This is a genomic window from Microcoleus sp. B6-A1, assembly GCF_036705085.1.
Taxonomy (GTDB): Bacteria; Cyanobacteriota; Cyanobacteriia; order Cyanobacteriales; family Microcoleaceae; genus Microcoleus.
Window position 1 is genome coordinate 51709 of the sequence record NZ_JAUBTU010000017.1, and the last position, 23940, is coordinate 75648.

Annotated in this window: 18 protein-coding genes; 10 read left to right on the forward strand and 8 right to left on the reverse strand. The window is 44.8% G+C overall.

The features are described 5' to 3' along the window. Window positions 1-30 precede the first annotated feature (30 nt). Window positions 31-1116, forward strand: coding sequence for a 3-isopropylmalate dehydrogenase (gene leuB / locus QUB11_RS08535; protein ID WP_333202120.1), 1086 nt, complete (start codon window positions 31-33; stop codon window positions 1114-1116). Window positions 1117-1421: 305 nt separating this feature from the next. Here the strand turns inward: leuB and QUB11_RS08540 are convergent, their stop codons facing one another. After that, window positions 1422-2900: a bifunctional orotidine-5'-phosphate decarboxylase/orotate phosphoribosyltransferase gene (locus QUB11_RS08540; RefSeq protein ID WP_333202122.1), complete on the reverse strand. Its 1479-nt coding sequence runs from the start codon at window positions 2898-2900 to the stop codon at window positions 1422-1424. A 255-nt stretch (window positions 2901-3155) separates the two neighbouring features. Between QUB11_RS08540 and QUB11_RS08545 the strand changes: the two genes are divergently transcribed. The 3 genes from QUB11_RS08545 (at window position 3156) to QUB11_RS08555 (ending at window position 6089) form a co-directional block, all read left to right on the forward strand. Next, window positions 3156-3383 carry a pentapeptide repeat-containing protein gene (locus QUB11_RS08545; protein WP_333202124.1) on the forward strand — a complete coding sequence of 76 codons (228 nt, stop codon included), beginning with the start codon at window positions 3156-3158 and terminating at the stop codon, window positions 3381-3383. Between the two features lie 169 nt (window positions 3384-3552). Further along, entirely contained in the window at window positions 3553-4263 is a 711-nt protein-coding gene (locus QUB11_RS08550; RefSeq protein ID WP_333390261.1) for a DUF547 domain-containing protein, read from the forward strand. A gap of 470 nt (window positions 4264-4733) precedes the next feature. Beyond that, window positions 4734-6089, forward strand: a complete 1356-nt coding sequence (locus tag QUB11_RS08555; RefSeq protein WP_333390265.1) for an ApeA N-terminal domain 1-containing protein — start codon at window positions 4734-4736, stop codon at window positions 6087-6089. 367 nt (window positions 6090-6456) lie between these two features. Here the strand turns inward: QUB11_RS08555 and QUB11_RS08560 are convergent, their stop codons facing one another. Further along, window positions 6457-7050 carry a Uma2 family endonuclease gene (locus tag QUB11_RS08560; protein ID WP_333390268.1) on the reverse strand — a complete coding sequence of 198 codons (594 nt, stop codon included), beginning with the start codon at window positions 7048-7050 and terminating at the stop codon, window positions 6457-6459. A 326-nt stretch (window positions 7051-7376) separates the two neighbouring features. On the opposite strand from QUB11_RS08560, the gene QUB11_RS08565 reads away from it, so the two are divergent. From QUB11_RS08565 to QUB11_RS08575, 3 genes are all read left to right on the forward strand, one after another. Then, a complete protein-coding gene (locus QUB11_RS08565) occupies window positions 7377-8777 on the forward strand; it encodes a DUF2157 domain-containing protein (protein ID WP_333390270.1) in 1401 nt (466 codons plus the stop codon). A 109-nt stretch (window positions 8778-8886) separates the two neighbouring features. Next, on the forward strand, window positions 8887-9603 hold the full coding sequence (locus QUB11_RS08570) for a GDYXXLXY domain-containing protein (RefSeq protein WP_333202140.1): 717 nt from the start codon (window positions 8887-8889) through the stop codon (window positions 9601-9603). Between the two features lie 366 nt (window positions 9604-9969). Beyond that, the gene (locus QUB11_RS08575) at window positions 9970-11094 is read left to right on the forward strand and encodes a hypothetical protein (protein WP_333202141.1); all 1125 of its coding nucleotides are present in this window, start codon (window positions 9970-9972) and stop codon (window positions 11092-11094) included. A gap of 60 nt (window positions 11095-11154) precedes the next feature. Here QUB11_RS08575 and QUB11_RS08580 read toward each other — a convergent pair whose 3' ends face one another. Then, on the reverse strand, window positions 11155-11412 hold the full coding sequence (locus QUB11_RS08580) for a hypothetical protein (RefSeq protein ID WP_333202143.1): 258 nt from the start codon (window positions 11410-11412) through the stop codon (window positions 11155-11157). Window positions 11413-11833: 421 nt separating this feature from the next. Between QUB11_RS08580 and hemH the strand changes: the two genes are divergently transcribed. Beyond that, complete coding sequence (gene hemH / locus QUB11_RS08585) at window positions 11834-12997, forward strand: ferrochelatase (RefSeq protein ID WP_333202145.1); 1164 nt, start codon at window positions 11834-11836, stop codon at window positions 12995-12997. Window positions 12998-13212: 215 nt separating this feature from the next. Here hemH and QUB11_RS08590 read toward each other — a convergent pair whose 3' ends face one another. Beyond that, window positions 13213-13824: a DUF4126 domain-containing protein gene (locus QUB11_RS08590; RefSeq protein WP_333202147.1), complete on the reverse strand. Its 612-nt coding sequence runs from the start codon at window positions 13822-13824 to the stop codon at window positions 13213-13215. A gap of 407 nt (window positions 13825-14231) precedes the next feature. On the opposite strand from QUB11_RS08590, the gene QUB11_RS08595 reads away from it, so the two are divergent. Beyond that, window positions 14232-15518: a Glu/Leu/Phe/Val dehydrogenase gene (locus tag QUB11_RS08595; RefSeq protein ID WP_333202149.1), complete on the forward strand. Its 1287-nt coding sequence runs from the start codon at window positions 14232-14234 to the stop codon at window positions 15516-15518. Then, the gene (locus QUB11_RS08600) at window positions 15511-15675 is read left to right on the forward strand and encodes a hypothetical protein (RefSeq protein ID WP_333202151.1); all 165 of its coding nucleotides are present in this window, start codon (window positions 15511-15513) and stop codon (window positions 15673-15675) included. The genes QUB11_RS08595 and QUB11_RS08600 overlap by 8 nt, the downstream gene beginning before the upstream one ends. Window positions 15676-15745: 70 nt before the next feature. Here the strand turns inward: QUB11_RS08600 and QUB11_RS08605 are convergent, their stop codons facing one another. From QUB11_RS08605 to QUB11_RS08620, 4 genes are all read right to left on the reverse strand, one after another. Next, on the reverse strand, window positions 15746-17245 hold the full coding sequence (locus tag QUB11_RS08605) for a hypothetical protein (protein ID WP_333202153.1): 1500 nt from the start codon (window positions 17243-17245) through the stop codon (window positions 15746-15748). A 164-nt stretch (window positions 17246-17409) separates the two neighbouring features. Then, window positions 17410-20697, reverse strand: a complete 3288-nt coding sequence (nrdJ, locus tag QUB11_RS08610; RefSeq protein ID WP_333202155.1) for a ribonucleoside-triphosphate reductase, adenosylcobalamin-dependent — start codon at window positions 20695-20697, stop codon at window positions 17410-17412. A 208-nt stretch (window positions 20698-20905) separates the two neighbouring features. Continuing rightward, window positions 20906-21193: a hypothetical protein gene (locus tag QUB11_RS08615; protein WP_333202236.1), complete on the reverse strand. Its 288-nt coding sequence runs from the start codon at window positions 21191-21193 to the stop codon at window positions 20906-20908. 143 nt (window positions 21194-21336) lie between these two features. Next, entirely contained in the window at window positions 21337-23499 is a 2163-nt protein-coding gene (locus QUB11_RS08620) for a DUF4394 domain-containing protein (RefSeq protein WP_333202156.1), read from the reverse strand. Between the last annotated feature and the right edge of the window lie 441 nt (window positions 23500-23940).

Consider the following 23940-nt stretch of genomic DNA (forward strand, 5'->3'; position numbering starts at 1 on the left):
CAAATCTCAAATCAAAACTCCCAAATCGATATGACTCAAAACTACCGCATCACTCTTTTACCAGGAGACGGCATCGGCCCTGAAATTATCGCTGTGGCGGTAGATGTCCTGAAACTTGTCGGTCAACAATTGGACATCGGCTTTGAATTTCAAGAAGCTTTAATGGGCGGCGCTGCTATTGATGCCACAGGCAATCCGCTGCCAGAAGAAACACTGGAAAAATGCCGCAACTGCGATGCAGTATTGTTAGCAGCAATTGGCGGTTACAAGTGGGATAATTTGCCCCGCGAACAGCGCCCGGAAACTGGATTATTAGGACTGCGCGCCGGATTGGGATTGTTTGCAAATTTGCGTCCTGCGACTATTTTACCGCAATTGGTTGATGCTTCTAGTTTGAAACGGGAAGTTGTCGAAGGCGTGGATATTATGGTCATCCGCGAACTCACAGGCGGCATTTACTTCGGTAAACCGAAAGGTATTTTTGAGACGGAAACAGGCGAAAAACGCGGTGTCAATACGATGGCTTACACCGAGTCGGAAATTGACAGAATCGGGCGAGTTGCTTTTGAGACGGCCAGGAAGCGCGGGAAAAGGCTGTGTTCCGTTGATAAAGCGAATGTTTTGGATGTTTCGCAACTGTGGCGCGATCGTATTATTGCCCTTTCTTCAGAATACCCTGATGTCGAACTTTCTCACCTCTACGTTGACAACGCAGCCATGCAGTTAATTCGCTGCCCCAAACAGTTCGATACAATTGTCACCGGCAATTTATTCGGCGACATTCTTTCCGATGCGGCGGCAATGCTAACTGGTAGCATTGGGATGCTGCCTTCTGCTAGTTTGGGAGCAAGCGGGCCGGGAGTTTTTGAACCCGTGCACGGTTCCGCACCAGACATCGCTGGACAAGATAAAGCAAATCCCATCGCCCAAGTTTTGAGTGCGGCAATGATGCTGCGCTACGCCTTAAATCAGCCGGAAGCTGCTAATAAAATCGAGCAAGCCGTTGTCGAAGTTTTGGATCGAGGTTATCGTACTGGTGATATCATGTCGGAAGGCATGAAACTCGTTGGCTGTCGGGCAATGGGCGATGCTTTAATTGAAGTTTTGCAAGGTTGATTTATTTACCTTGACTCGTTCCCAGGCTCTGCCTGGTAACGCCTTTCAGGAGGCTCTGCCTCCACTAAAACAACCCAAAGGAGACATAAATAAAGGAGGCAGAGCCTCCGGGTATTAATTACCAGGCAGAGCCTGGTAACTAGAAAACGAGACAATTAATTCTTACTCGTTCCCAGGCTCTGCCTGGTAACGCCTTTCAGGAGGCTCTGCCTCCACTAAAACAAGGCAAACGAGACAGAATTTTGGAGGCAAAGCCTCCGGATCTTAATTACCAGGCAGAGCCTGGTAACTAGATATTTTATAATTTAATGTTCCGCCGTCAAAAGCTTGAATTGCTCGGTATCAATGCGGCTTGCTCGATACAAAACTTCAGCTATTTCCGAAAGCGCTAGCACAGAATGTGCGCGATAACCGTTGGCCTGCATCTTATCTTTTACTCCCTGTTCGTGGTCGATTAATACCACGATATCTTCCACATTCAAGCCAGCCGATTTTAACTTAGCCGCGCCTTCCATCACGCTTTTGCCACTAATCAAAATGTCATCGACTACGACAATCGTTTCTCCTGCCTGAAAATGCCCCTCAATTAATTTGCCTGCACCGTAAGTTTTCACCTCTTTGCGCGGGAAAATCATCGGGCGTTCCATCCGCAAGGCTAAACCGGTTGCTGTGGGTAAAGAACCGTAGGGAATTCCCGCAATGCGATCGAATTTTAAATCCTTGAGAATGTCTGCATAAGCGCTGACAATTTGATGGAAAATCTGCGGAATTGAGATAATTTTCCGCAAGTCGATGTAATATGGAAATACGGCGCCCGATGCTTGTACGTGGTCGCCAAAAACTACGCAGCCGATGTCATAAAGTTGCAAGATTAAATCGCGGTGAGGTTCGGGTTGTAAAAAGCAAACATCGGGCAGCCACAATTCGCAAGTGGGGCTACCTTCGATCGCGCGCAGCCTCTGTTGATTAATATTATCCCGCAATTTCTCAATTTCTCGCCGCGGTTCTTTCCCCGCTAATAAACTGGGGGGGACGGGCAGCAATAAACCTTCACCATTCTTGCTTAAACCGGCCGCCAGCAGTTGTGCGAGGTCGTTTTCTTCTGTGAGGTCATTTTCTTCGGCGATGTCTCCTTCGACTAAAATTAGGCGTTCAGGAGCCTCTTTGCGGATGCGGGCTAACATATCCGGCATTATTCCTACTTCTAAACCGACTTTTTCGGGAGTTCCCCAAGTTTGAGAAAGTCGGACTAATTGCAAGTACAAAGGGTTTTCTGGCGTCGGGTATTCTTGCAAAGCCGCCGCTGACGGGTTGGCGGTGGCACAGAGGACAAAAACTGTTTTTCCAGCGTATAACAAAAATGGCGCTACTTGGTCGAATCCGGGATAGGGACTTAAAGTAATAGCGTCAACTCGCCAGTCTTGAAATACAATTTTGGCAAACACTGTGCTGGTATTTAAATCGCAGTGTTTGGCATCTAAAATTACTGGCAGGTGAGGGGGAATAATTGTTAAAATTTCTTGCAGCAATGCCCAACCGGGAATACCGAGAGATTGGTAAAAACCGAGGGTGATTTTGCAAGCACAAATTAAATCGGCTGTTTGGTCGATCGCACTTTTTAGCTTAGCAAACAAATCAGTTACAAAACTTTGAGTTTCTTCCCCAGTCATGGAAACCTGCGGGGGCAAGGTTTCTGGGTCGGGATCGAGGGCTAAATACAGCAAACTTTGATTGCTTTCAACAGCCGCTAACAGTTTATCGAAAAAGTCGGTGCGATCGCTCATAGTGTGTTATGGAGGTAAGGGGAATTAAAAAAATTGCAGGTCAAAGTGGGATTGGTGTTGTGCCGGAAGAAACCGATCCCCGTTGAAATTGAAAGTAAGAATCTTTTAAGATTGTAGAATGTAAAGAGCAGGAAATCTGTAACTTTGGGAGCAGTTTCATGGGGAATGATTTTCGGGTTGGCTACACCAGTGATTGCACCTAACCCGCAGCAAATCAATTAGTTGCGGTAAACTAACCAGTGTCCGGGCGGCGATTTGATCTGCCTTCGCCTGCGGTACGCGAGTTTAGCAAATGCGAATTTGCAAGGGGCAGATTTGAGAGGATCAAATTTTAGGGAAGCTAATTTATCCGGGGCAAATTTGAGCGGGGCTTCTTGGCGGCAAGCTAATTTACAAGGCGCTAATTTGACTCAAGTTAATTTAATCCAGAACCCGTTTGATGGGGCTAATCTAAAAAATACTACCGTTGCAGGTGTTATTTAGGTTGAGGCTAGTATTAAATATAGAAATCCTTGCAGGAGTCGTAAATTTTTTACCCCACCCCAACCCTCCCCTTAGCAAGGGGAGGGAGTAAGAAATTCACAAATGATTTAGGATTGCTATAGAAGCAGAAGTTAAAGCAATGTCCGCCTTATATGATGGATAGTAATAAATGATCGGTACGATCGACTTTACGATTTGGGACGAGCTGCTGCAACGCTACGTTGACGATTTCGGCCGCGTCAATTATCGGGGCTGGAAAGCTGAGGGGGCAGATGTTTTGAGGGCGTGGCTGGAAAGTTTGGCGGATGTGGATTTGGCGGATTTTACTGATGCGGATGCGCGGCTGGCGTTGTGGCTGAATGCGTACAATGCGATCGCAATTTCTCAAGTTCTCGAAGTATATCCGATCGCGTCGATCCGTCCAAAAGTTTTGGGAATTCCCAATTGGCTGAGTTTTTTGGATTTTTTCACTCGTTCAAATGTGATTATTGGCGGCAAAAAGTACAGTCTCAATCAAATCGAACACGCAATTTTGCGGCCGGAATTTGCGGAACCGCGCATCCATTTTGCATTAGTTTGCGCTTCAGTCGGGTGCCCGCTGCTGCGTCGCGGGGCTTATTTCCCCGAGTCGGTACGGACTCAACTAGAAGCAGATGCGAGCCGTTTTATTCACAATCCTGATAAGGTGCGATATGATGCCGAGAAAAAGACGCTTTATTTGAGCAAGATTTTTAAGTGGTACGGCGAGGATTTTGTAAAGGCGGCGGGTTCGGTGGCTGAGTATGTGGGCGGTTATTTGGGGCCGGAGGCGGCTGTGGGCGATGGATGGGCGATCGTTTTTTTGCCTTACGACTGGAATTTGAATCGGGTTGATGGATGAGATTTGCGGAAGTGGATAGGTGTTTTTTTGAGGGGGTAATTTTTTTAGTCTGTCGTTACCCCTTCAAATTGCCAGATTCAACAGGGCGATCGGATGACTCCGAGGCGATCGACTGTGACCAGGTGAGAGGCGATCGGACTGCTGGCACTGGCACGGCTTCAAAATGCACCATTTAGGGGGGTCTAGATGGTTTTTGGGATTGGATGTTTGGGAGTGTGAAGGCTTGCAGAATCGCACCACAGGCACGGCTGGCACGGTTTAGCAGTTGGAGAGGCTGGCAAGGTCGGAGCGGTGGCAAGGTCTAGCGGCAAGGTCGGAGCGGTGGTGGTCTAGCTTTTTTGCTTCACACTCGCACCTGATAACTCACAGCTTTTTTAAAAACTGAGATGTGGTGGGAGCGGTGGCACGGTAGAGTGATAGATTACAACGTATGTTAATGTTGAACTAAATGATTGTTGGGGTGAACAATAATGGAAGAATTTGTTAGTTTAGGTGAATGGTGGCTTCCAAACAATCCAGAAGTAGTAGTCGCAGGGAAACTGAGCTTTTCACCAAACAGTGGGGCAAAGTTAGAGTTACTAGGTTCTTTTTATGATTCGTTATCTGAACAAGTAACTATTTCGGATTCCATTAAGCCTGAAGAAATTATTATTTTAGGTTTCTTAGAAAATAATGAAAAAATTACTTTGTATAAGTGTTTGGGGTCTATAAAAACTCTTCAACTTATTGAAAGAGCTAATTTTGTGTTTGAAGCTACTTATGTTTTTCGCGAAATTCACTTTGAAACGGAACAAGAAATTAAATTAAATTCTATTTCGATACGATATCATAACTTAGAAGAATGGATTGGAAAGTCTGGCGTTGAAGCTATGTGGTCACGCGAGGAAAATAAAATATGGATTAGTTATCAACCACCCTCCTGCATTCCTATTGGTAAATTTGAAGAAATAGATCTATCTATTTCTTTTTCACCGATATATATCAATCCTTATTTTGAGAGATATTTTAGGACAACTTCTTATAAAAGGAGTATTGAACAAAAAACGTTTTTAACTTTAAATAATCCACAGAACAAATCAATAGATAAGTGTTTTGAAACAATCGTTTATTTCCGTGATTTTTTGACTCTTGCGATGTCCAAACCTTCATCGGTGTCTGCAGTCACTGGAAATGTAGATATTACTTATGAGAAACCAATTCTTAAGGATGACGGATCATATTCTTTTGAAGAAGTAACTTGGGCAAGTCAGGTTAATATACTGTTTGCTTTTGGGAACTCTGGACAGAACTCTGAGACAAATGTATTTCTGCATGAAATGTTATTCGTTTATAATGATATAGAAGGTAATTTAGGAGAAATTTTTAAACAATGGCTTCATAAAAAGGAAACCTATGAATCTGTTTTTGACCTTTTCATGATTACAATGTATACCTCTAATTTATATTTACATTATCATTTCCTCAATATAATTCAAGCTTTAGAGGTTTATCACAGAATTAAATATTGCAAAAAAGATGCTTACTTGCGTACTAGGTTAGAAGAGATTTTAAACGATATTACACACTTATTACCTGATAATTTTATAGGGGAAGCAAATGACAGAGAAAGTTTTATTAAGAAAGCTGTTACTACTCGTAACGCATTAACTCATCATAGTAAAAAGGAAAAACTTGCTAAATCAGAAGAGTTGGCTCAGCTTTTTTATACTTTAAAGGTAATGCTTCAATCTTGTTTACTACAAGAGTTAGGTTTTACTAATGAATCTATAAAGAAGCTGATCGAGCGTAACAGGAATTCTCTGAAAGAATGGCGTTTACCTAATTAGTTTGGTGTATCAGGATAAGCATACTTTCTAAGTCAGAGCCGGGAACTGCTAGGGTAAATTTCCTATTCACTCCAAAACCTTGTTCTAGGCGGGGATAAACCTATATCATGATGTAGCAGCAAGGGTTACAAGCTCTAGGTGGGGAAATGTGACTTTCCCCGCCTAGATTTATTTAGCAAAGTAAGGTTGATGATATTCTCACGTCACTATCTAAAAATGGTGTGACTGTTAGCGAAACTTACAGGTTGCAATCAACCTAAATCCCTATCAGGGATTGAAACATGGCCTCAATCAGGTTGAGAGTGGAGATTTTCACTAATCGGTAGGTGATTAGATGAATGCTAAACAATTAGCTATTGATCCGCCCTTAAACCTCTCCACTAAAAATCTGTTGAACCGTCAAACTTAGCTGTGGAAACATCGGAGATACGATCGCCTCCCCATCCCGAAACACCCCAACCTCAACATATTGCCCATCCTGAAGCCGCAAAACCGTCACGACTTGTTCAATTGGATCGATAACCCAATACTCTCCAATGCCCCGCGCTGCGTACTGAGCTCGTTTGCGATCGTAATCCCGATCCGTGCCCAGTCTACCTGGACTGACTACCTCCACAACAAACCGAGGAGGCAGCATATCGAAAGCGATAGTTAGCCTGGTTGCTGTCAGCGGAATGTGTTCAGGTTCCAGAATTATCAAATCCGGGTAGCGGTTGGCGGCATCTCCCGATCGCAAAACGGCAACTTGAACCTCGCAATTATGCGTTTTAATCAGTCTAAGTGGCACTAGCCCGCTGCTAGCCAGATAGAAAAATAGATAGTTAGCAATGAAATTATTAGGTTCAGATTCTGGCGGCAAAGCGATTAACTCCCCATCAATTAACTCATAGCGTTGATCCGTATCATTTGAGTAATTAAGGTACTCGTCAAAAGTTAATTTTTTAGATTTAGCTTGTACCATAAAATTACCTTCCTTAATTTATTCGTCCCTTGCTGCTGGGAGTTTGTTTATATATAGCAATCCTAAATGATTTGCGTAATTATTGTAGGGGCAATCCCCCCGTGGTTGCCCCGATAGATAGGGGTAGGCACGGGGAGTAGGGGTAGCACTACCCCTACAAATTTATCTGAATAATTTAGGATTGCTATAGAAATGGTTTCAACCGGCGAAGGATCTCAATCAAATCTGCTGTGCAAGTTAGACAGGTGTCCCAGCCTCCATCGACAATCAACCCACAAGTGACATATTAATAACTATCACAGTTCAAATCCTCTGGAATATAAACAATGATTTCAGATAAATTTCGACGGGAGTTGCGCGATCAAGCCAAACTCTGGCAAGCAGAAGGACTCATCGATACTTCATTCTACCAACAACTTTCCGAACGCTACCAATTCAACACACTCGAAACCGCCTCCCGCAACCGATTCCTCAGCATTCTCATCAGTCTCGGCGGCATTCTCCTCGGTATAGGAGTCATCACCTTTGTAGCCGCAAACTGGCAAGTTTGGTCGCGGGAAGTGAGAGTTGCGCTGCTGCTAAGTCTTTTCGTAGCAGTCAATGCAGCGGGTTTCTATCTGTGGCGAATTCCCCCATCCCGAAGCAAAAACTCCAATCTCAATTTGCCCCTAACAATAGGGCGAAACAAACTCCTAGGTGAAGGATTGTTGCTGTTAGGATCTCTGATTTTAGGAGCAAATATGGCTTTGATGGCACAAATGTTTCACATTGGCGGTTCTTCCTACGGACTTTACCTCACTTGGGGAATCGGCGTGCTCGGAATGGCTTACAGTTTGCGGTTGACTTCCTTGGGCGTTTTGTCCGCACTTTTAGTCGGTTTAGGCTATTGGCTTGCCGTGTTAGATTGGTCTTCCAAAGTCGAGTTTTCTTGGCTGGAAGTTTTGGTGCGGCAAATGCCGATCGCAGCCAGTATAATGTTTGTGCCGCTGGCTTATTGGTGTCGATCGCGTGCTATTTTTGCCATAAGTGCGATCGCGATAATTTTTTCCCTACAAGTTTCAATTGCCCAAGGCTTAAATCTAACCTGGGGTACAGCAATTTTTTGCGCCCTACCGCCCGCTTTGCTGTGGGGATACGACGATGCAATCTGGCCGAAGGTACGCAGCAGGCTGTTTCAACCTACCGCCCGCAGTTTAGCACTGCTGTTTCTCGCCAGTTTGTTTTATTTTCTTTCTTTCCACTGGTTGTGGCAAGATTCGCCGAATCCTGCGTCAACTGAGCCCGATTGGGTTTTGCTGGCAAATGTGGCGGTTTTGGGCGGTTTCACGGTGTTTGAATGGCTGCGCTTGGGACGTTTGGAACTGCGGCGACCAAAACAAAAAGCAGTGGATTTGACTACAAGTGCGATCGGCATTTTCATCCTCGCCAGCGCCTTAATACCGCTTTTTCACCTCAATTTTACTCCCCTTCCTCAATTAGCAACTTTTCTGTTTAATGTTTTATCATTTTTGCTCGCTGTCGGCTTAATCCGAGAAGGTTTAGCTTTAGGAAACCGCCAGACTTTTTGGGGAGGCATGGTATTAATCACCCTGCAAATTATCAGCCGAGTCTTTGAATATAACACAGGATTGTTGCTCAAATCTTTTGTCTTTGTTTTGTGCGGAATCGGTGTTATTGCTGCTGGTTTGTGGTTCGAGCGCCACTTCGCAAAAATCCCCGATGAATAGCAGCATTCTACTATAGTGCGATCGTCCCCCTTGCACTGCACTCGGAAGATGATTATGCCGATTCAAAGGTCAACGATATTATTCTGCGAACCAATTCCCAATTCCCAATATGAACACCGAAAATCCAGATTTAACACCTCCAAGTTCCGAAATAGCAGATACCAGCGCTAATCCCCCATCATTCACCCTTCCCCCGGAAGCAAAACGCCTTCCCGCGTGGCGAATGTGGGTTCCTCTACTCTTGCAAATCGGACTAATTGCCGCCGTACCCGCCACCGCCGTTTACACTTTTATAACTGGCAAAACAGTTGTCCTGCAAACAGCACCAGTAGACCCTTACGACTTTTTGCGCGGATATTACCAAGTTTTGAGATATGATATTTCCGATCTCACAAATCTCCAAAAACTCCCCGACTGGAAAGATTTACCTACCGAAAAAAAACCTTGTCCGCCCGGAATTGTTTGTCCAAAAAATACGCACAATCTCAAACCACAAACCAGTTTTTATGTAATCTTAGAAGCGCCAAAAGCCGCGACTAATCTCGGCCGCCCCCAAGCTTGGAAACCCGTCCGCGTCAGTCTCAAAAATCCCACCAATTTGCCCGCCAATCAAATCGCAATTAAGGGCAAATATAACGGTTGGCAGATGGAATACGGCTTAGAAACTTATTATATGCCAGAGGATGAAAGGGAAAAAGTCAATCAGGAGATTAGCGAAGCTCAAAGGAAGCAGCGACAATCATTTTTGGTAGAAGTAAAGGTTGACAAAACAGGCCATGCTGTGCCTGTGAGTTTGTGGGTGCGCGATCGTAATTATCGATTTTAGCTGATATCTCGCACCATTGTCAGCAACAGGCAAGATGCCTGTTCCACAAGAAAATTTATATTTTGTGGAACAGGCATCTTGCCTGTTCCTAAACAAGTAATTGAGAACGGTGCAATATATGAGTTTTAGCCAATCAGGCCAAAAGGTCGATCGGTCTTTTGCCCTGGTTTTGAGTATTTTGGCTTAGGGAGGGGGCGGAGGTTGGGCGATACCCTACCGCAACGGGCCCGCAGGCGCGATCGGGATACCTTCGCTCGCGCGGACATTTCAATTGCCGACAACCCAGAAGAATCTATTAAGATATATAAGACTTGTGCAAATCTTGCCAGTTCAAGAGCGCAAGTCATGACTCTACTGGAGCTTCTCATGTTAGCCGAGCTAATCTCAGCCAGACGAATACTCAAGACCAAACTCCTCGACTTCTTAGGACTTCCCGAAAATTGCCAAGACCAAACCGATCATCTCGTCAACCGAATTGTATCCCTCCTGGAAGAAAATCCAGCCGAACAAGAAAGATTTTGGGAGACATTCAAAAGTGAATTAGCCGTCGATCCCGTTGAATTAGAAACAATACTCAAGTGTTCGCCCGCAGAACGCCAGCAGTGGATTGAACAAGACAAACTCCCTATTTTAGAATACCGCTCTTTCCGCAAATCAGGAATCCATCTAGAATATCCCGTTCACGACCGAAGATTCATCTTAAGTCTAACGCCAACCGATATTAATAATTGGCGCAAAGAACCCAAAGGGCTGATTAAAAATAATCACCAAATACCCACCCCAATCAATACAGAAAAGCCTGAAGAAAACGAACAATCACGACTAGCTTTTAGTTCCGAGTGGGAAAAAATCATTGCCGACTGGAAAGAACAAGGTTCTGCGGAAATTTCAGCAACCTTCCAGCTAGCTTACTGGACAGTGTGGGCGTCGCGGTGGGCCAAAGAAAATCAGCTTAACAGCTTTAAAGCAATTAATAAATATAAGGAAGTCTACGAAACTCACCAGCAGGAATGGTACCAGCGAAAAAATCAAGCAGTCAAGTTACTGATTGAAATGCCCTACGCCATGCTTTACTTCTACCGTCCGGCGGATTCTGACAAATTATATCTCGAACTGTGCGACGACCACCAGGAAATGATGAAAGATGGCTACTTTTGGGATAAGTGGGATTTTTTCTATCAGAACCGCAAACTTGTAAATAAGTGCCGCGAATGTGTGTACTGCGAAACCAAAGATTATTACTCGCTTTACTATCTCGAAATCAAAAGCGACAAGTTTCCCGACTTTAGCTTTTCTTTCCACACGCCGTACACCATCGGCAGAAAATTTTTGCCGCATCCAGAAACGCTACCTTATGTAGACCACGTTGAACAGGACGGCATTTTTCGCTTTGGCCGCCCGCTGCTGGAACAAGAGAAAGCTATTCACACAGAAAAGGATGTATTGCTAAAGTTTGAGGCGGCTTTGGCAGAAGCGAAAAAGTTTGTTTAGTCATTAGTCATTAGTCATTAGTCATTAGTTGACAAGTATAGTAAGATGCGCGCGCCGACCTCAGAAACCTGGTTTCTCCCGATATTTATCGTCACTCAACCCAAAATTCGTAGAAACCCGGTTTCTTCCCCGCGCACTAATGACAACTGTCAACTGACAACTGTCAACTGACTTTTGAACTTGGATTACTTGAATGCTGCCGTCAGCATAAAGTTTTGGTTGTGGAGTTCCTTCGGAATTGTACGATCGCCATCCCACCTCTGCCAACAAACTCCCCAAGTCAGTTTCAGTCTCAAACAACCACAAAAATACAGCCAACCCTGACCTAAATACCGGATTTGTATGCAGAGGAAAATCTACCCAAATGAATAGACCACCGGACTTGACCGCGCGGTATACTTCCTGAAAGATTGTCGCAATTGCGCCAGTTGCATTTCGTGCATCGCAACGCTGCTGTGTACTCCTGTCAAACTGACAGTCGGCAAAAGCTTCTAAATAATAATTGGCTGATGGTACATTTTTCCTTGGCCGTTGTGACCCAAACGAGCATTGCCGCCTACGCTCAAAGCAGCCAGAGGTGCGATCGCAATCCTAGAGACACTGATACCGATAACTTAAATCTCTAAAAATTGTTGCTATAGTCAAAATTATGTATACCTTGCTATCGACTTAAGATATTATTAAGTTATATCATAAAGATAAGTAACAGAACTGAGACGATGGGAGAGCTGTAACCGCTATGGGTCGTGTGGGAGTATTGCTATTAAACTTGGGCGGGCCAGATCAAATCGAGGATGTCCGTCCTTTCCTGTTCAACTTGTTTGCTGACCCGGAAATCATTCGCATTCCGTTTCCGTGGATGCAAAAACCGCTCGCCTGGTTGATTTCGACCCTGCGCTTTCAAAAATCCCAGGAAAACTACCGCCAAATCGGTGGCGGCTCTCCTTTGCGGCGAATTACCGAGGAACAAGCCGCTTCCCTGCAAGAACTCTTGCAAGAAAAGGGACAAGATGCTCGAGTATACGTGGGGATGCGCTACTGGCATCCTTTTACCGAAGAGGCGATCGCCAAAATTAAGCGCGATCGCATCGAACACTTGACAATCTTGCCGCTGTATCCTCAATTTTCCATCAGCACCAGCGGTTCTAGCTTCCGGCAGCTAGAAGAAATGTGGGGCAAAGATCCTGCCCTCAAGGATATACAATATACCGCGATTCCTTCTTGGTATAAGCGGCCTGGTTACATTCAGGCAATGTCGGAATTGATAGCCCAACAACTAGACCACAATCCGAATCCCGATCGAGTTCACATCTTTTTCAGCGCCCACGGCGTCCCCCTCAGCTACGTAGAAGAGGCTGGAGACCCCTATCAGCGCGAGATTGAAGATTGCACTCGTCTGATTATGGAACATTTGGATCGATCGAACGAACACACTCTAGCTTATCAAAGTCGGGTTGGCCCGGTGGAATGGCTCAAACCTTACACCGAAGACGCCATAACCGAATTGGCAGAAAATGGAGTCCAAGATTTGTTGGTAGTTCCGATTAGTTTTGTTTCCGAACACATCGAGACTCTACAAGAAATTGACATGGAGTATCGAGAATTAGCAGAAGAATCGGGGATTGAGAATTTCTACCGAGTGCCCGCCCTGAATACTCATCCGGTGTTTATTGAAGCCTTGGCTGATTTAGTCATCGAGTCGATCGAATCTCCCAGCGTTAAATTCTCCGATGTTATACGCCCTTCCAAAAAAGTGAAAATGTACCCTCAAGAGCAGTGGGAGTGGGGCTTGACCACGGGGGCGGAAGTCTGGAACGGTCGTGTGGCGATGATTGGTTTTGTGGCACTATTGCTAGAGTTAATTACGGGTCAGGGCCCGCTACACTCGATCGGATTGCTTTAAATTGACAGTTGACAGTTGACAGTTGACAGTTGACTGTTGACTGTTCACTGTTGTTAAAAAGGACTAATGATATAAAATCCGTTGGTATCGGAATTATTCATCTCTCTCTTCTCTTCCTCTGCGCCCTCTGCGCCCTCTGCGGTTAAATCATTCCGAAACAACCGTAAACGATATGACTAATCACCAATAACTAATCAGCAATAACTAATCACTAACTAATCAGGATCGCGCTTGTGGCGGCGGGGATTTCCCCTGTCACCCGGTATTCCCTGACTTTTGTACCAGCGATACCACTCTTTTGAACTGCGAATTGCCAGCCACAGCAGGATCATAGCAACTAACCCTCCCTGTCGCGGTGCGTCAAAGGCAAACAAAACCAAGGAAATGCACAGAACATCTTGGAGGAAAATCACCCAAATCGGCAAACCCTGCAACCGGTAAAACCATCCCGCTTGTACCAGTTGCAGCACTAAAGCCAACAAACCTCCGACAATACCAATTATCCACAGCATCCAAGGGTGAGCAATAATTTCCTCGATCGAACTTACCTGAGCGATCGAAATTCCCATAATTGCTCCTACAATGGGGCTGAAAATAATTTGCACAATTTGCAGTACCCGCTGTCCTACAAAGGTTTTAGAAGCAAATAACTCTAACAGCGACCAACTCACCAAGATGGTGATAGCCACCTGGGGGGGAACCCCCGACAATAAAGGTATTTCCGACCAAAGTTTGTCAATCCGCAACAAACCAATTAACAGCAGGGGCAGGGCAATTCTCATACCCCCTGCCGCAGACGCAGAGAGTGCGGCTAGGAGTCCAACCATAATAATAATTCAGTTTCTAACGTCAGCTAAAGCCTCGATCTATTTCAGAATTTAATTCCCCTGATGGCTGCCAGTGATTTGAGCGATCGAACTCAAATTGCGGCTTGAGCTTAAATATCACCCTCTATTGTAAGTGTATCTGCTTAATCCTGCTTGGCACTGCGATATTGTCGATCGACACAAGGCAGTTTGTGAACAGTTAACCGTTGACAGTTGACAGAATTCAACCTGGATTGTGATTAAATTAAAATGTATAGGAAAACCAGTAGATCAGCCGAGACACTTAAAATTAAGATGTCAGCTATTCTTGCTTCTTCCCTCTGACTTCAAAATCTGACGGACACTAAATAATTAATCCGTGTATCCGTGTCAAAATCCGTGTCGTGCTTTCCTTCTTCCTTCCAATTATGTCTGAATCATTATTTGCCGATGCCAGCCGCCGATTAGAACGAGCCTTAAAATATGTGTCCCTTTCCGAGGATACGATCGAAAGGCTGAAACACCCCAAATCCAGTTTAATTGTATCGATTCCCGTGCGGATGGACGACGGTTCCCTGCGAATTTTCCAAGGTTATCGGGTGCGCTACGACAATACCAGAGGCCCGTCTAAAGGAGGAGTGCGCTATCATCCGGGAGTATCCCTTGATGAAGTGCAATCCTTAGCATTTTGGATGACGTTTAAATGTGCAGTTTTGAACTTGCCCTTTGGAGGAGCAAAGGGCGGAATTACTCTCAATCCCAAGGAATTGTCCAAACTGGAATTGGAACGGTTGAGCCGGGGCTATGTCGATGCGATCGCAGATTTCATCGGCCCCGATGTCGATATTCCCGCACCGGATGTCTACACCAATCCCATGATTATGGGTTGGATGATGGATCAGTACAACATTATTAAGCGGCAGCTTTCTCCAGCGGTGGTGACTGGAAAACCAGTGACAATTGGCGGCAGTTTGGGCAGAGATACGGCCACAGCAATGGGTGCTTTTTTTGTAATACAAACTATTCTACCCAAATTTGAGCTAACTCCTCAAGATACGACTGTAGCAGTACAAGGTTTTGGTAATGCAGGTGCAGAAATAGCAGAACTGCTCTGGAAAGCAGGTTACAAAGTTGTTGCTGTCAGCGATTCCCAAGGGGGAATTTATGCTAAACAAGGTCTGGACATCCCCAGTATTCGAGGATTTAAAGATTCTAACAAAGGTATCAAAGCTGTTTACTGCGAAGGTTCTGTTTGTAATATTATCGAACACGAAATCTTGACAAATGAGCAACTTTTAGCATTAGATGTAGACGTGCTGGTTCCAGCAGCTTTGGAGAATCAAATAACAGAAGCCAATGTTAATGATATTAAGGCTAAGTTTATTTTTGAAGTAGCTAACGGGCCGATTGATTCGGCTGCTGATTTGATTTTAGAAGCGAGGGGAATTCAGGTAATTCCTGATATTTTAGTCAATGCCGGAGGTGTAACGGTTAGTTATTTTGAGTGGGTGCAAAATCGCAGCGGGCTTTATTGGACGCTGGATGAAGTCAACCAGCGGTTAAAGCATAAAATGGTCGAAGAAACTGAGGCAATTTGGAAAAAATCTCAGGAATTGTCAGTTTCCATGAGAACTGCGGCTTACGTGTACGGGTTAAATCGACTCGGAGAAGCGATGAATGCGAAGGGAACGCGGGATTATTATGTGAATGGTTGAGGGAAGTGCGGTAAGATTGTGCGATCGTACAATCTTACCGCAGTTATTCGAGAAGACTGCAGTCTACGAACCGACTTGGCAAAACTTGGCTTTGAATTATTGGCAAATTTTAGGTTTGCACGCCGCAGTTTATTTGACCGCCACTTTGCTGCTTTAAAAGACGAAAGATGTTTTTAAATAGAGATTTTACATAGAGATAAATGATATTACTGTTGATTTGTGAGTAACTAGCTGCGTATACTATCTAATGTGAACGAGAACTTTAGCTTAGGTATTCCGCTTGCCTGTAAGCGACTTGTGATAATATCTACAACTGCTTTATATGACATATCATCTTTAGAACCAAATGGGATGCCTGCTTTCCATTTCCCATTTAAGGTGACAGTCAGTGTCGCAGGTACTATAAATCTTCGAGGCGATACATAGGCTTTGCTTGTATATCTTTCTTCTGCGTTTAGGTTTACTTTAGTAAAATCCGACAGGTAAGTTTCTAGCAGTAACCAAAACACTCTATCTACTGTGGCTGCCAAATAAACTTCTGGGAGATTCCAAAGAAATGGCTTGATAAAGACAGTCATTCTTGTATCTGCGATGTTGTCTATGTAATTATCATCTTTTGGTATGGACTCTAAATACTTGTTAACCCGATAAAGATTTAAGTCAAGACCGCGTTCCGTTAACAATGCCGTCATATATCCTTTCTTATCAGCAAGGTTAGCTAGCCGGACAAGAAGACCCGTCTTACTATCGCGTAGATTTCTGGTATCTGTTGGCAATACTTGCGGCTTACTTACTAGAGCGATTTCTTCATTAAATAGTAGTTTAACCAAATCTTGTTTATAAGGATATATTCGTTCTATTGCCTTGCGACAAAACTCATGATATGGATAATCTCGGTTGTCAGGAGCTAAAAATACCCCTGCTTCGCAGTTAAGTAAACACTTATTTTTTATAATAACTAAAGAAGCTTCATCCACAGCCCTCATATCTACATTAGCCAGTTTAGTTAACTCATAGTCTTGAATGTATTTTAATGCTTCTTGCCATATTCCACATACTTCTATAACGAAGCCATTAACTAATAATACTTTGACTGAATATTCAGCCCTGTTTTTGTATTTAGAAGACGACTCCCAGTTTTTTGAATAATTACTGCGCTTCCTAAAAATATTTCTGATGAAACGTATCGCTGAGTTCCCGCTTGTCCCGGTCGATAATTCGCTTACATTTATGCAAATATGTATCACAGTCAAAGGCAAAATAGCCTTCTTAACTCTCCCATTATCTCGCCAATACAGAGAATCTTCTATGAACTTCAGGTCTTGTTTTCGGGCTGATTCTACACCTAATATAAAACTGTAAGGGGCAAGGTTAGCTAGCGTTTCCCGTAAAAGTGTTTCTGTTGGACGTAATTTCTTAACCTTGACTTTAGTTCCATTCAACTGCGGGCTGTGCTGCTCAATACGCTCCTGTTCTGTAGCATCAAGTAGCGATTCAGGCACTAACTCGTAATAGATGGTAAACAGCTTTTTTCGTTGCTTTTGTAGTTGATCGAGTCTGTGGTGGCTGTCACCGGCCCAGCGGGTACGTAGATTCTTTGCTTTTCCTATGTACCAAATTATAAAATTTTCGTCTATAACGTAATATATTCCTGATAGTTCGGGAAGTATAGCTCTGTTCTTTAAACCGATATGGGGTAATTGCAGGATATCTTCGTCTACATTCATGTTTTTGTTCTATATTTGCTGCGACGTATTTCTATAGATCATATTCGCAAGTTCGCCAGCTAATGTCAATAGAGAGCGCAGTTTTTATTTAGCATTTTTGTACAACTCAAAAAAAGAAATCCCCAGGCTTTGGGGATTTCTCATAATTAAGCCGATCGCTAAATCTATTTAGTCTCCGGCATCAAACACTTATCAGAATCGCAGCCTGCCGGCCCCGAATCCATCATTTCACCTAAGTCATAGCGACTTAGTGCCGCGTGAAAAACATCAATTTCGCGGCGCGCTAAAGTCTCTTCCACCATCTTGGTGTAAATTTCCTTGGTCACTGGTTCAAAGGGCAGACGCGGGAAAGTTTCAAGAGCATCAAATCGAGCTAAAAGCGCTGCGGAAATGTAGCCTTCATCATCGCGAATCGCTTCATAAATTCGAGTGCCCAAACTTTCCACTTCATTTTCGCGCAGTTCAATCGTGGCCGAAGTGTTATGTCTGACATAGAACTTTTGCACTTGCATATAAAAGTCCATTTGTGCCGCCGCTGAGAACTTGTTAATGTCAATTTCATCAGCACCGGGCAAGTCAGCCCAACTTACCGCTACAGGTATTTCTACCAGCCATTCTGTACAGCGTTCATCGAAGGGATTGTTCAGCAAATTGCCGTTTTCATCCTTGTCAGATTGAGACGGAATCACGTTGTATCCGTAGTCGATGCAGGCGAGGGCTACGGGGTCGTTTTTGCCGAAAGTGATTCGGCGAATGAAACGCTGGGCTTTCGGCGGATGCCACCCCGGCGAAGCACCTGTCAGCAGAGATTTAGTACCCGATGGTTGAACGGTTGTGCAGCGATTTGGGCGTTTTAAGGAATGGCGATCGCAATAATCCCATACTACCCGATCGACAATCTCGCGCCAACCACTCAAATACTCTTCTTCCCGCTGTTTAAAAGCGATTCCTTGCGGAGTTTGCGGGCGGCCTTCCACCCACCAGCGCAGCCACTCAACGCCAAAAGCATGAACGAAGAAATCGAACAATCCCGTGAAAGATACGCCGACAATCGGGTCTAATTCGCGGCTGTATTGATAGCGGGGTTCAAGAAATGTGTGATTGAGAAGTACCGCGACAGATAGAGCCGCAGCCTTGAAAGCTTCCTCCTGTTCTTTGAAATTGTAAGGGTCAATTTGATTGAGGTGAACCTCCGCCAAATTACAGTTTCCAGTTAGGGTATTTCCGAAAACTCCCTTATGAAACTCTGGTTCGTTGAAGCAGTAAGTATCGTGCAATCCTGGTAATTCTTCGACACTTCTGACGACTTGCCATTTACCTTTGTGTTTAGCATGCGTCCCTTTGCTCACATCTAACCGCTGACAAGGAATTTCACCACAGTCAGTAATTTGCAAGTAATACAAATCCCGACTTCGGACGCCGTAATTAGTAATTGACCCTTGATGAGCGCAAAGATTTAGCGACGAACGAATACCACATTTGGTCAAAAGTAACTGAACTCTGAAAGCGCGATCGCGGTCAGAAATATAAATTCTGATACCATTACTGTGGGTATTCGAGCCGTCCGTATCAGCTAATCCAGCAATAAAATGTAAAATTGCTTGCCGATTCCAGCTCGCAATTACATTTAGTGCTTCTGGGTTAACTTTCAAACTTTTCAGCAACTCTCCAGAAAAGCTCAAGTTAGTTACATCGGTAAAAGCAGGTAAATAGTCATAGCTTCTTTCTGGAGACTTATTTCCTGCTACTGATAATGCCATTTTCTGTTCGTAAAGTCGAACTTTCGCATTGTCATTTTGGTCTGTAGTTCCATCTCCTACAGCCACCCCCAAAGTGTAAGCATAACTTGAATCGATATTCAAGCCATCTTCATACTGAATTGTAAAAGGTTCAGTATGAATGCTATATCGACTTGTATCCATCAAGTCTTTGGTTTGAACTTCTTGGTAAACTTTACCAAAGCGATCCTTGACAAAGAAACGATGATATTCTGTGGCATCCAGATAAGTACCATCAGCAAACTTTACACGATAAAGTTTGCGTCGCCCGCCATTGGTATCACTCGCTGTCTGAAATGGTGTGACTGAGCTCCATCTTTTACCATTCCAAATCTCGATTTCATTCCCAACAACGTCCTTTATTTTATGCAGTCCGTCTCTAGTAATTAGCAGAGTGTCGCCACTGACACAATGAAAATTAGAGCCGATGATTTCACCACACGGGTTTAAGCCCATACGGACTAACCGATGCTCTAACTCGCCAGCAGTCATATTAGGATGGCGTTCCTGCAACCACTCTTTAGCTTTTCCTTCGTCGTAAGCTTTCAAAAATTCAAGTTTAAGACTCGGTGTTGAAAGTAAATCAACGTTAGATCGAGCTACAGCTTCGCCGGCCCATTGAATCGCACCTTCGCCGCTATAATACTGTTTGCGGACAGCATCAATACATTCTTCTAGTGTAGGTTTGGTATGGAAAACTCGCGTATGGTTGGCCATCCGAAGGGCATCGCGTTCTGGATCTATTCTCCAGTTGCCGCTTTCATCTTGTTGCCACAGATTATTTTTAGCATTTGCCCCTAGTTCGTCATCGAAAGAAAACTGACGAATTCCCGCGCTTCGACGAATGTTGCCGGCGACGATCGTGACCGCAGCTTCATCTATCAACACGCAGCATTCAACTGAATTTAACTGCCGCCCTAAAGCTTTATTCAAAATTGCGGCGCAGCGCTGATAAAGGTCGGGCAATTTCACCGGATTTGCTACTCCGCCAAAACCTTTTAAAGGTTCTCCCACCGGGCGAACATCGCTCAAATCGATGAATACTTGAACTTCTCCTGCAAATCTTTCATCTGTGGATAATTCCAGCAAATTTTGATAGGATTGTACCCAACCTTGACGAGAATCTCCGACATAAATAGTTGCGGTTTTTTCGGCTATTTTTACTTCTGTTTCTTGACGGCGCGACTGGGCGGGTGTAGAGCCGATTTCGCCTTGCATGGTTAGGGTTAAACGGTTGCGAATCGGCGGCAGTTGGTTGATATATTGTGGTTCCAAGACTGCGCCGGTGCCGCAGCCCATCATTGCCAAATCCATTAACAAACCAAAGGAACGCCAGTCGAGAATATTTGTTGAGGAACAATTATATGCCCCGGAAAAATTCTCTGGTTGTTCGATCCATTTGCTGCCGCCTACCCACAGCCAGCGGCCTGAAGCGAGGGTTTTGAGCTGGTTTTGCATCCGGTGCAGCAGTTGTGTTTCTTCGGGGGTGAGGTTTCCCAGCTTTTGCAGCCCCTTGACAGTTCGATCGCACACTTCCTCCCAAGTCTCCCTTCCCGTCTCGGTACGGCGGCTGTAAGTCCTAAAAAATACGGGATTGGCGGCGGGTGCTGTTTCGGGGAAATCGGACAGGTTGCGTTTCTCGCTGGCACTCGATCGCTCTAATTCTCTAACCATAGGTTGTGTACTGACGTGTCGGAATAAATCAACAGACTACGAATATACAACAGGATTCAGATTTAGGGTAAAAGGTTAATATATTTGACAATTTGCACTAGATATGGGGCACAGAACTGTACAAACTCGATCGGGCGATCGGCTCAAAACTTGACAAAAAAACCCGATTTCTTCCTGAAACCGGGTGAATCGCAAATCTTGTCAATTGTCAATCCTTTGTCAATAAAAACTCAATATTGGGTAACAGCGGGTCTTGAACAACCCCCACGCCGTTAAAGCCCCAACGTTCGAGTAGCTTTTTTACCTGAGAACCGGAAATCGATTCTACTCCGAATCGATCGGCAACATCAGCAGCGTGGGCATTGAGATAGCTCAAAGCGTCATAGTCTTCGCGAAACATCAGCAGGTAACTCACTGCCGAATCTGGATTGGGATTCGCCGACAGATACTTGCCGTCACTGCGGGAACGTAGCAAGTAAAAAACTTGAGATAACATTTTATCTTGTTTGTCAAAATAATAGATTAACTCAAATTGGGCATTGGGAATCGGGAATCGGGAATTGGGCATTGGTAAATTAAAAAAGTTTAATTATTTTTCTTCCTTCTTCCTTCTTCCTTCTTCCTTATTCCTTCCCCTATTTAAATCAAAGTCAGTGCTAAACCTTTAATCCCTCGCCCGTCACCAATTTGACCGACAATCGAAGCTTGACCGGTCGTCAAATTGATATTGTATAGGCTGGAAACTCCGCCAACCTCGATCGCAGCCAAAGCCGTCTCGTTACCGCCAACACTCCTGACATCAAAGCCGAGAACGGTACCAGCATCAATGCCCAAAGATCCGATCGTATTCAACACCCCATTATTCGGCGGATCTTGCCGCACCAAAACATCTAAATTGGTGTCAATTGCAAACAGCGTTGTCGAATTTGCCCCTGCAAAGTTATTCACATACGCCGCAGCAGCAGCAGCGCCGGGATTGCCAAAATTACGATCGCCCGCAGCATAAGCCAAATTCGCATCGAGTTGAATTCCCCCCGTCAGCGTGTCAAAATCGACAATTGCCCCCGTATCCGGGTTGAGGCGGGCGTTTTGACCGGCTTGATTGACAAACCGAATTCGATCGACTGTCGGATTGAAATCAAAACCCGCAGCCCCCGGAGTTAGGGGAACAGCAAACTGCCCGCTACCGACTGCACTTGCAGCCCCAGTAACTGGATTGATCGCGTACAAGCGATTGCTAGAACCCACACCGTATAGCACACCGTTAGCGGGGCGAAAATCAATTCCCAGCAAACTTTCTCCCGGCTGCAACCCTGTAACTGCCACGTCGCTGAGAATCGCCCGCGGTGCCGCTTCGTTAAAACCGACAATTGTTTCAGCGCCATTTCTAACAGTTAAAGCGTAAGCTGTAGGCAAAGGCAAAGCCAAACCGTTAATCTGTCTCCCGTCGGCAATTTGACCGACAAAGGAAGCTTGACCGCTACTTAAATTAATATTGTACAAGCCGGAAATACCACCAACTTCCAGCGCCGCCACTGCCACCTCGCGGCCGCCAATACTCCTGATATCAAAGCCGAGAACGCTATTCGCATCAACTCCCAAAGATCCGATCGTATTCAACCCTCCATTATTCGGCGGATCTTGTCGAACCAAAACATCGAAATCGCTGTCAATTACAAACAGGGTTGTCGAAGTTCCCCCGGCAAAGTTGTTCACATACGCAGCCCCTGCCGCCGCTGGATTTGACCCAAAATTGCGATCGCCCGCAACATAAGCCAAATTCCCGTCGAGTTGAATTCCCCCCGCCAGCGTGTCAAAATCCACAAGTGCCCCGTTATCCGGGTTGAGGCGGGCGTTTTGATCGGCTTGATTGACAAACCGAATTCGATCAACTGTCGGATTGAAATCAAAACCCGCAGCCCCCGCAGTTAGAGGAACAGCAAACTGCCCGTTACCGACTGGACTTGCTTCCCCAGTCATCGGATTGACAGTATACAAGCGATTGCTAGAACCCACACCGTAAAGTCTGCCGTTAGCCGGTCGATAATCAATTCCCAGCAAACTTTCTCCCGCTTGCAATCCAGTCACGGGCAAATCTGAGATCACACTTCCGGGATTGGAAAGACTAAAACCGACAATCCGATTAGCAGGAGTTAAAGCATAAGCCGTTGTCCGCGCTGGAGGCGGGGGGCTGGGAACAACGCTGCCAATATTATTAGTGAAACTTGCCTGGTTAATTGCACTTTGCCTCACCCCTCTGAGAGTAGCGAGAAATTCTCCTGTTACCCGGTCTTGAATAACAGTATCGTTTCCAGCTTCCAGAATATTTAAGTCGCTAAAACTGACACCTTCGCCCAAACCGATTAAATCTGTACCTGGTACAAAATCGGCGATCAGGTCAGCATTTGCCAAACTAACACCGCCGCTGGTACGGTTCGGGTCAGCCTCCGCGTAGCGCCTCAAAACAAATAGGTCTGCCCCGTCTCCGCCTATCAGGACATCAGTATCTCTATCCCCGGACAAAACATCATTGCCGGAGTTGCCTGATATGGAATCGCTGCCTTTTCCGCCCACTAAAAAATCGTTACCTTCTCCGCCGTTAATAGTGTCGTTCTCTAAATCTCCAAAGAGCGAATCTTGACCTAAATTGCCCTCAATTAAATCGCTTTGTTTCCCGCCATAAATGCTGTCATTACCAGAGTTTCCGGCAATGGTGTCATTGCCCATCAAACCAAAAATCAGGTCATCTTCTGGAGTTCCTGCTAGCAAGTTTGCTTGTGCGGTGTCTCTAATTTCGGCCATTTTCTAATCACCCTCTAAATTTGATACTTCTGTTGCCTAACGGCGGTGGTATTCTCAGTCAAAATATCACAAATTCGCACTTTTAGGAGAGTTTTTCTTATTTTCTACTGTAGGGGTGGGTTGCCAGAAAAGTATTACACGCAGCTAAAATGATATATAAACCCGCCCCCCGATTCAAAGAAACTTACTCCTAAAGACAGATTACTTAGCCGTATTTTATAGTTATATGTCTAGCTGGCGGGCGATCGCAGCTCAACTGCAAACAGGCAAGCTGAAATTGTTAGCGGTGCGAACCTATGAAATTCTGTACTGCGTTCATTAGTAATATACGCTGACTCTCTAATTTTGGATCTGTCCAGTTAGAAAATATTTTTCAACTTTAATCTTAAAGCCTGCTAAGGTGGGCTTTGTCTGTGTAGCGGCCACTACCATCGCTCAATA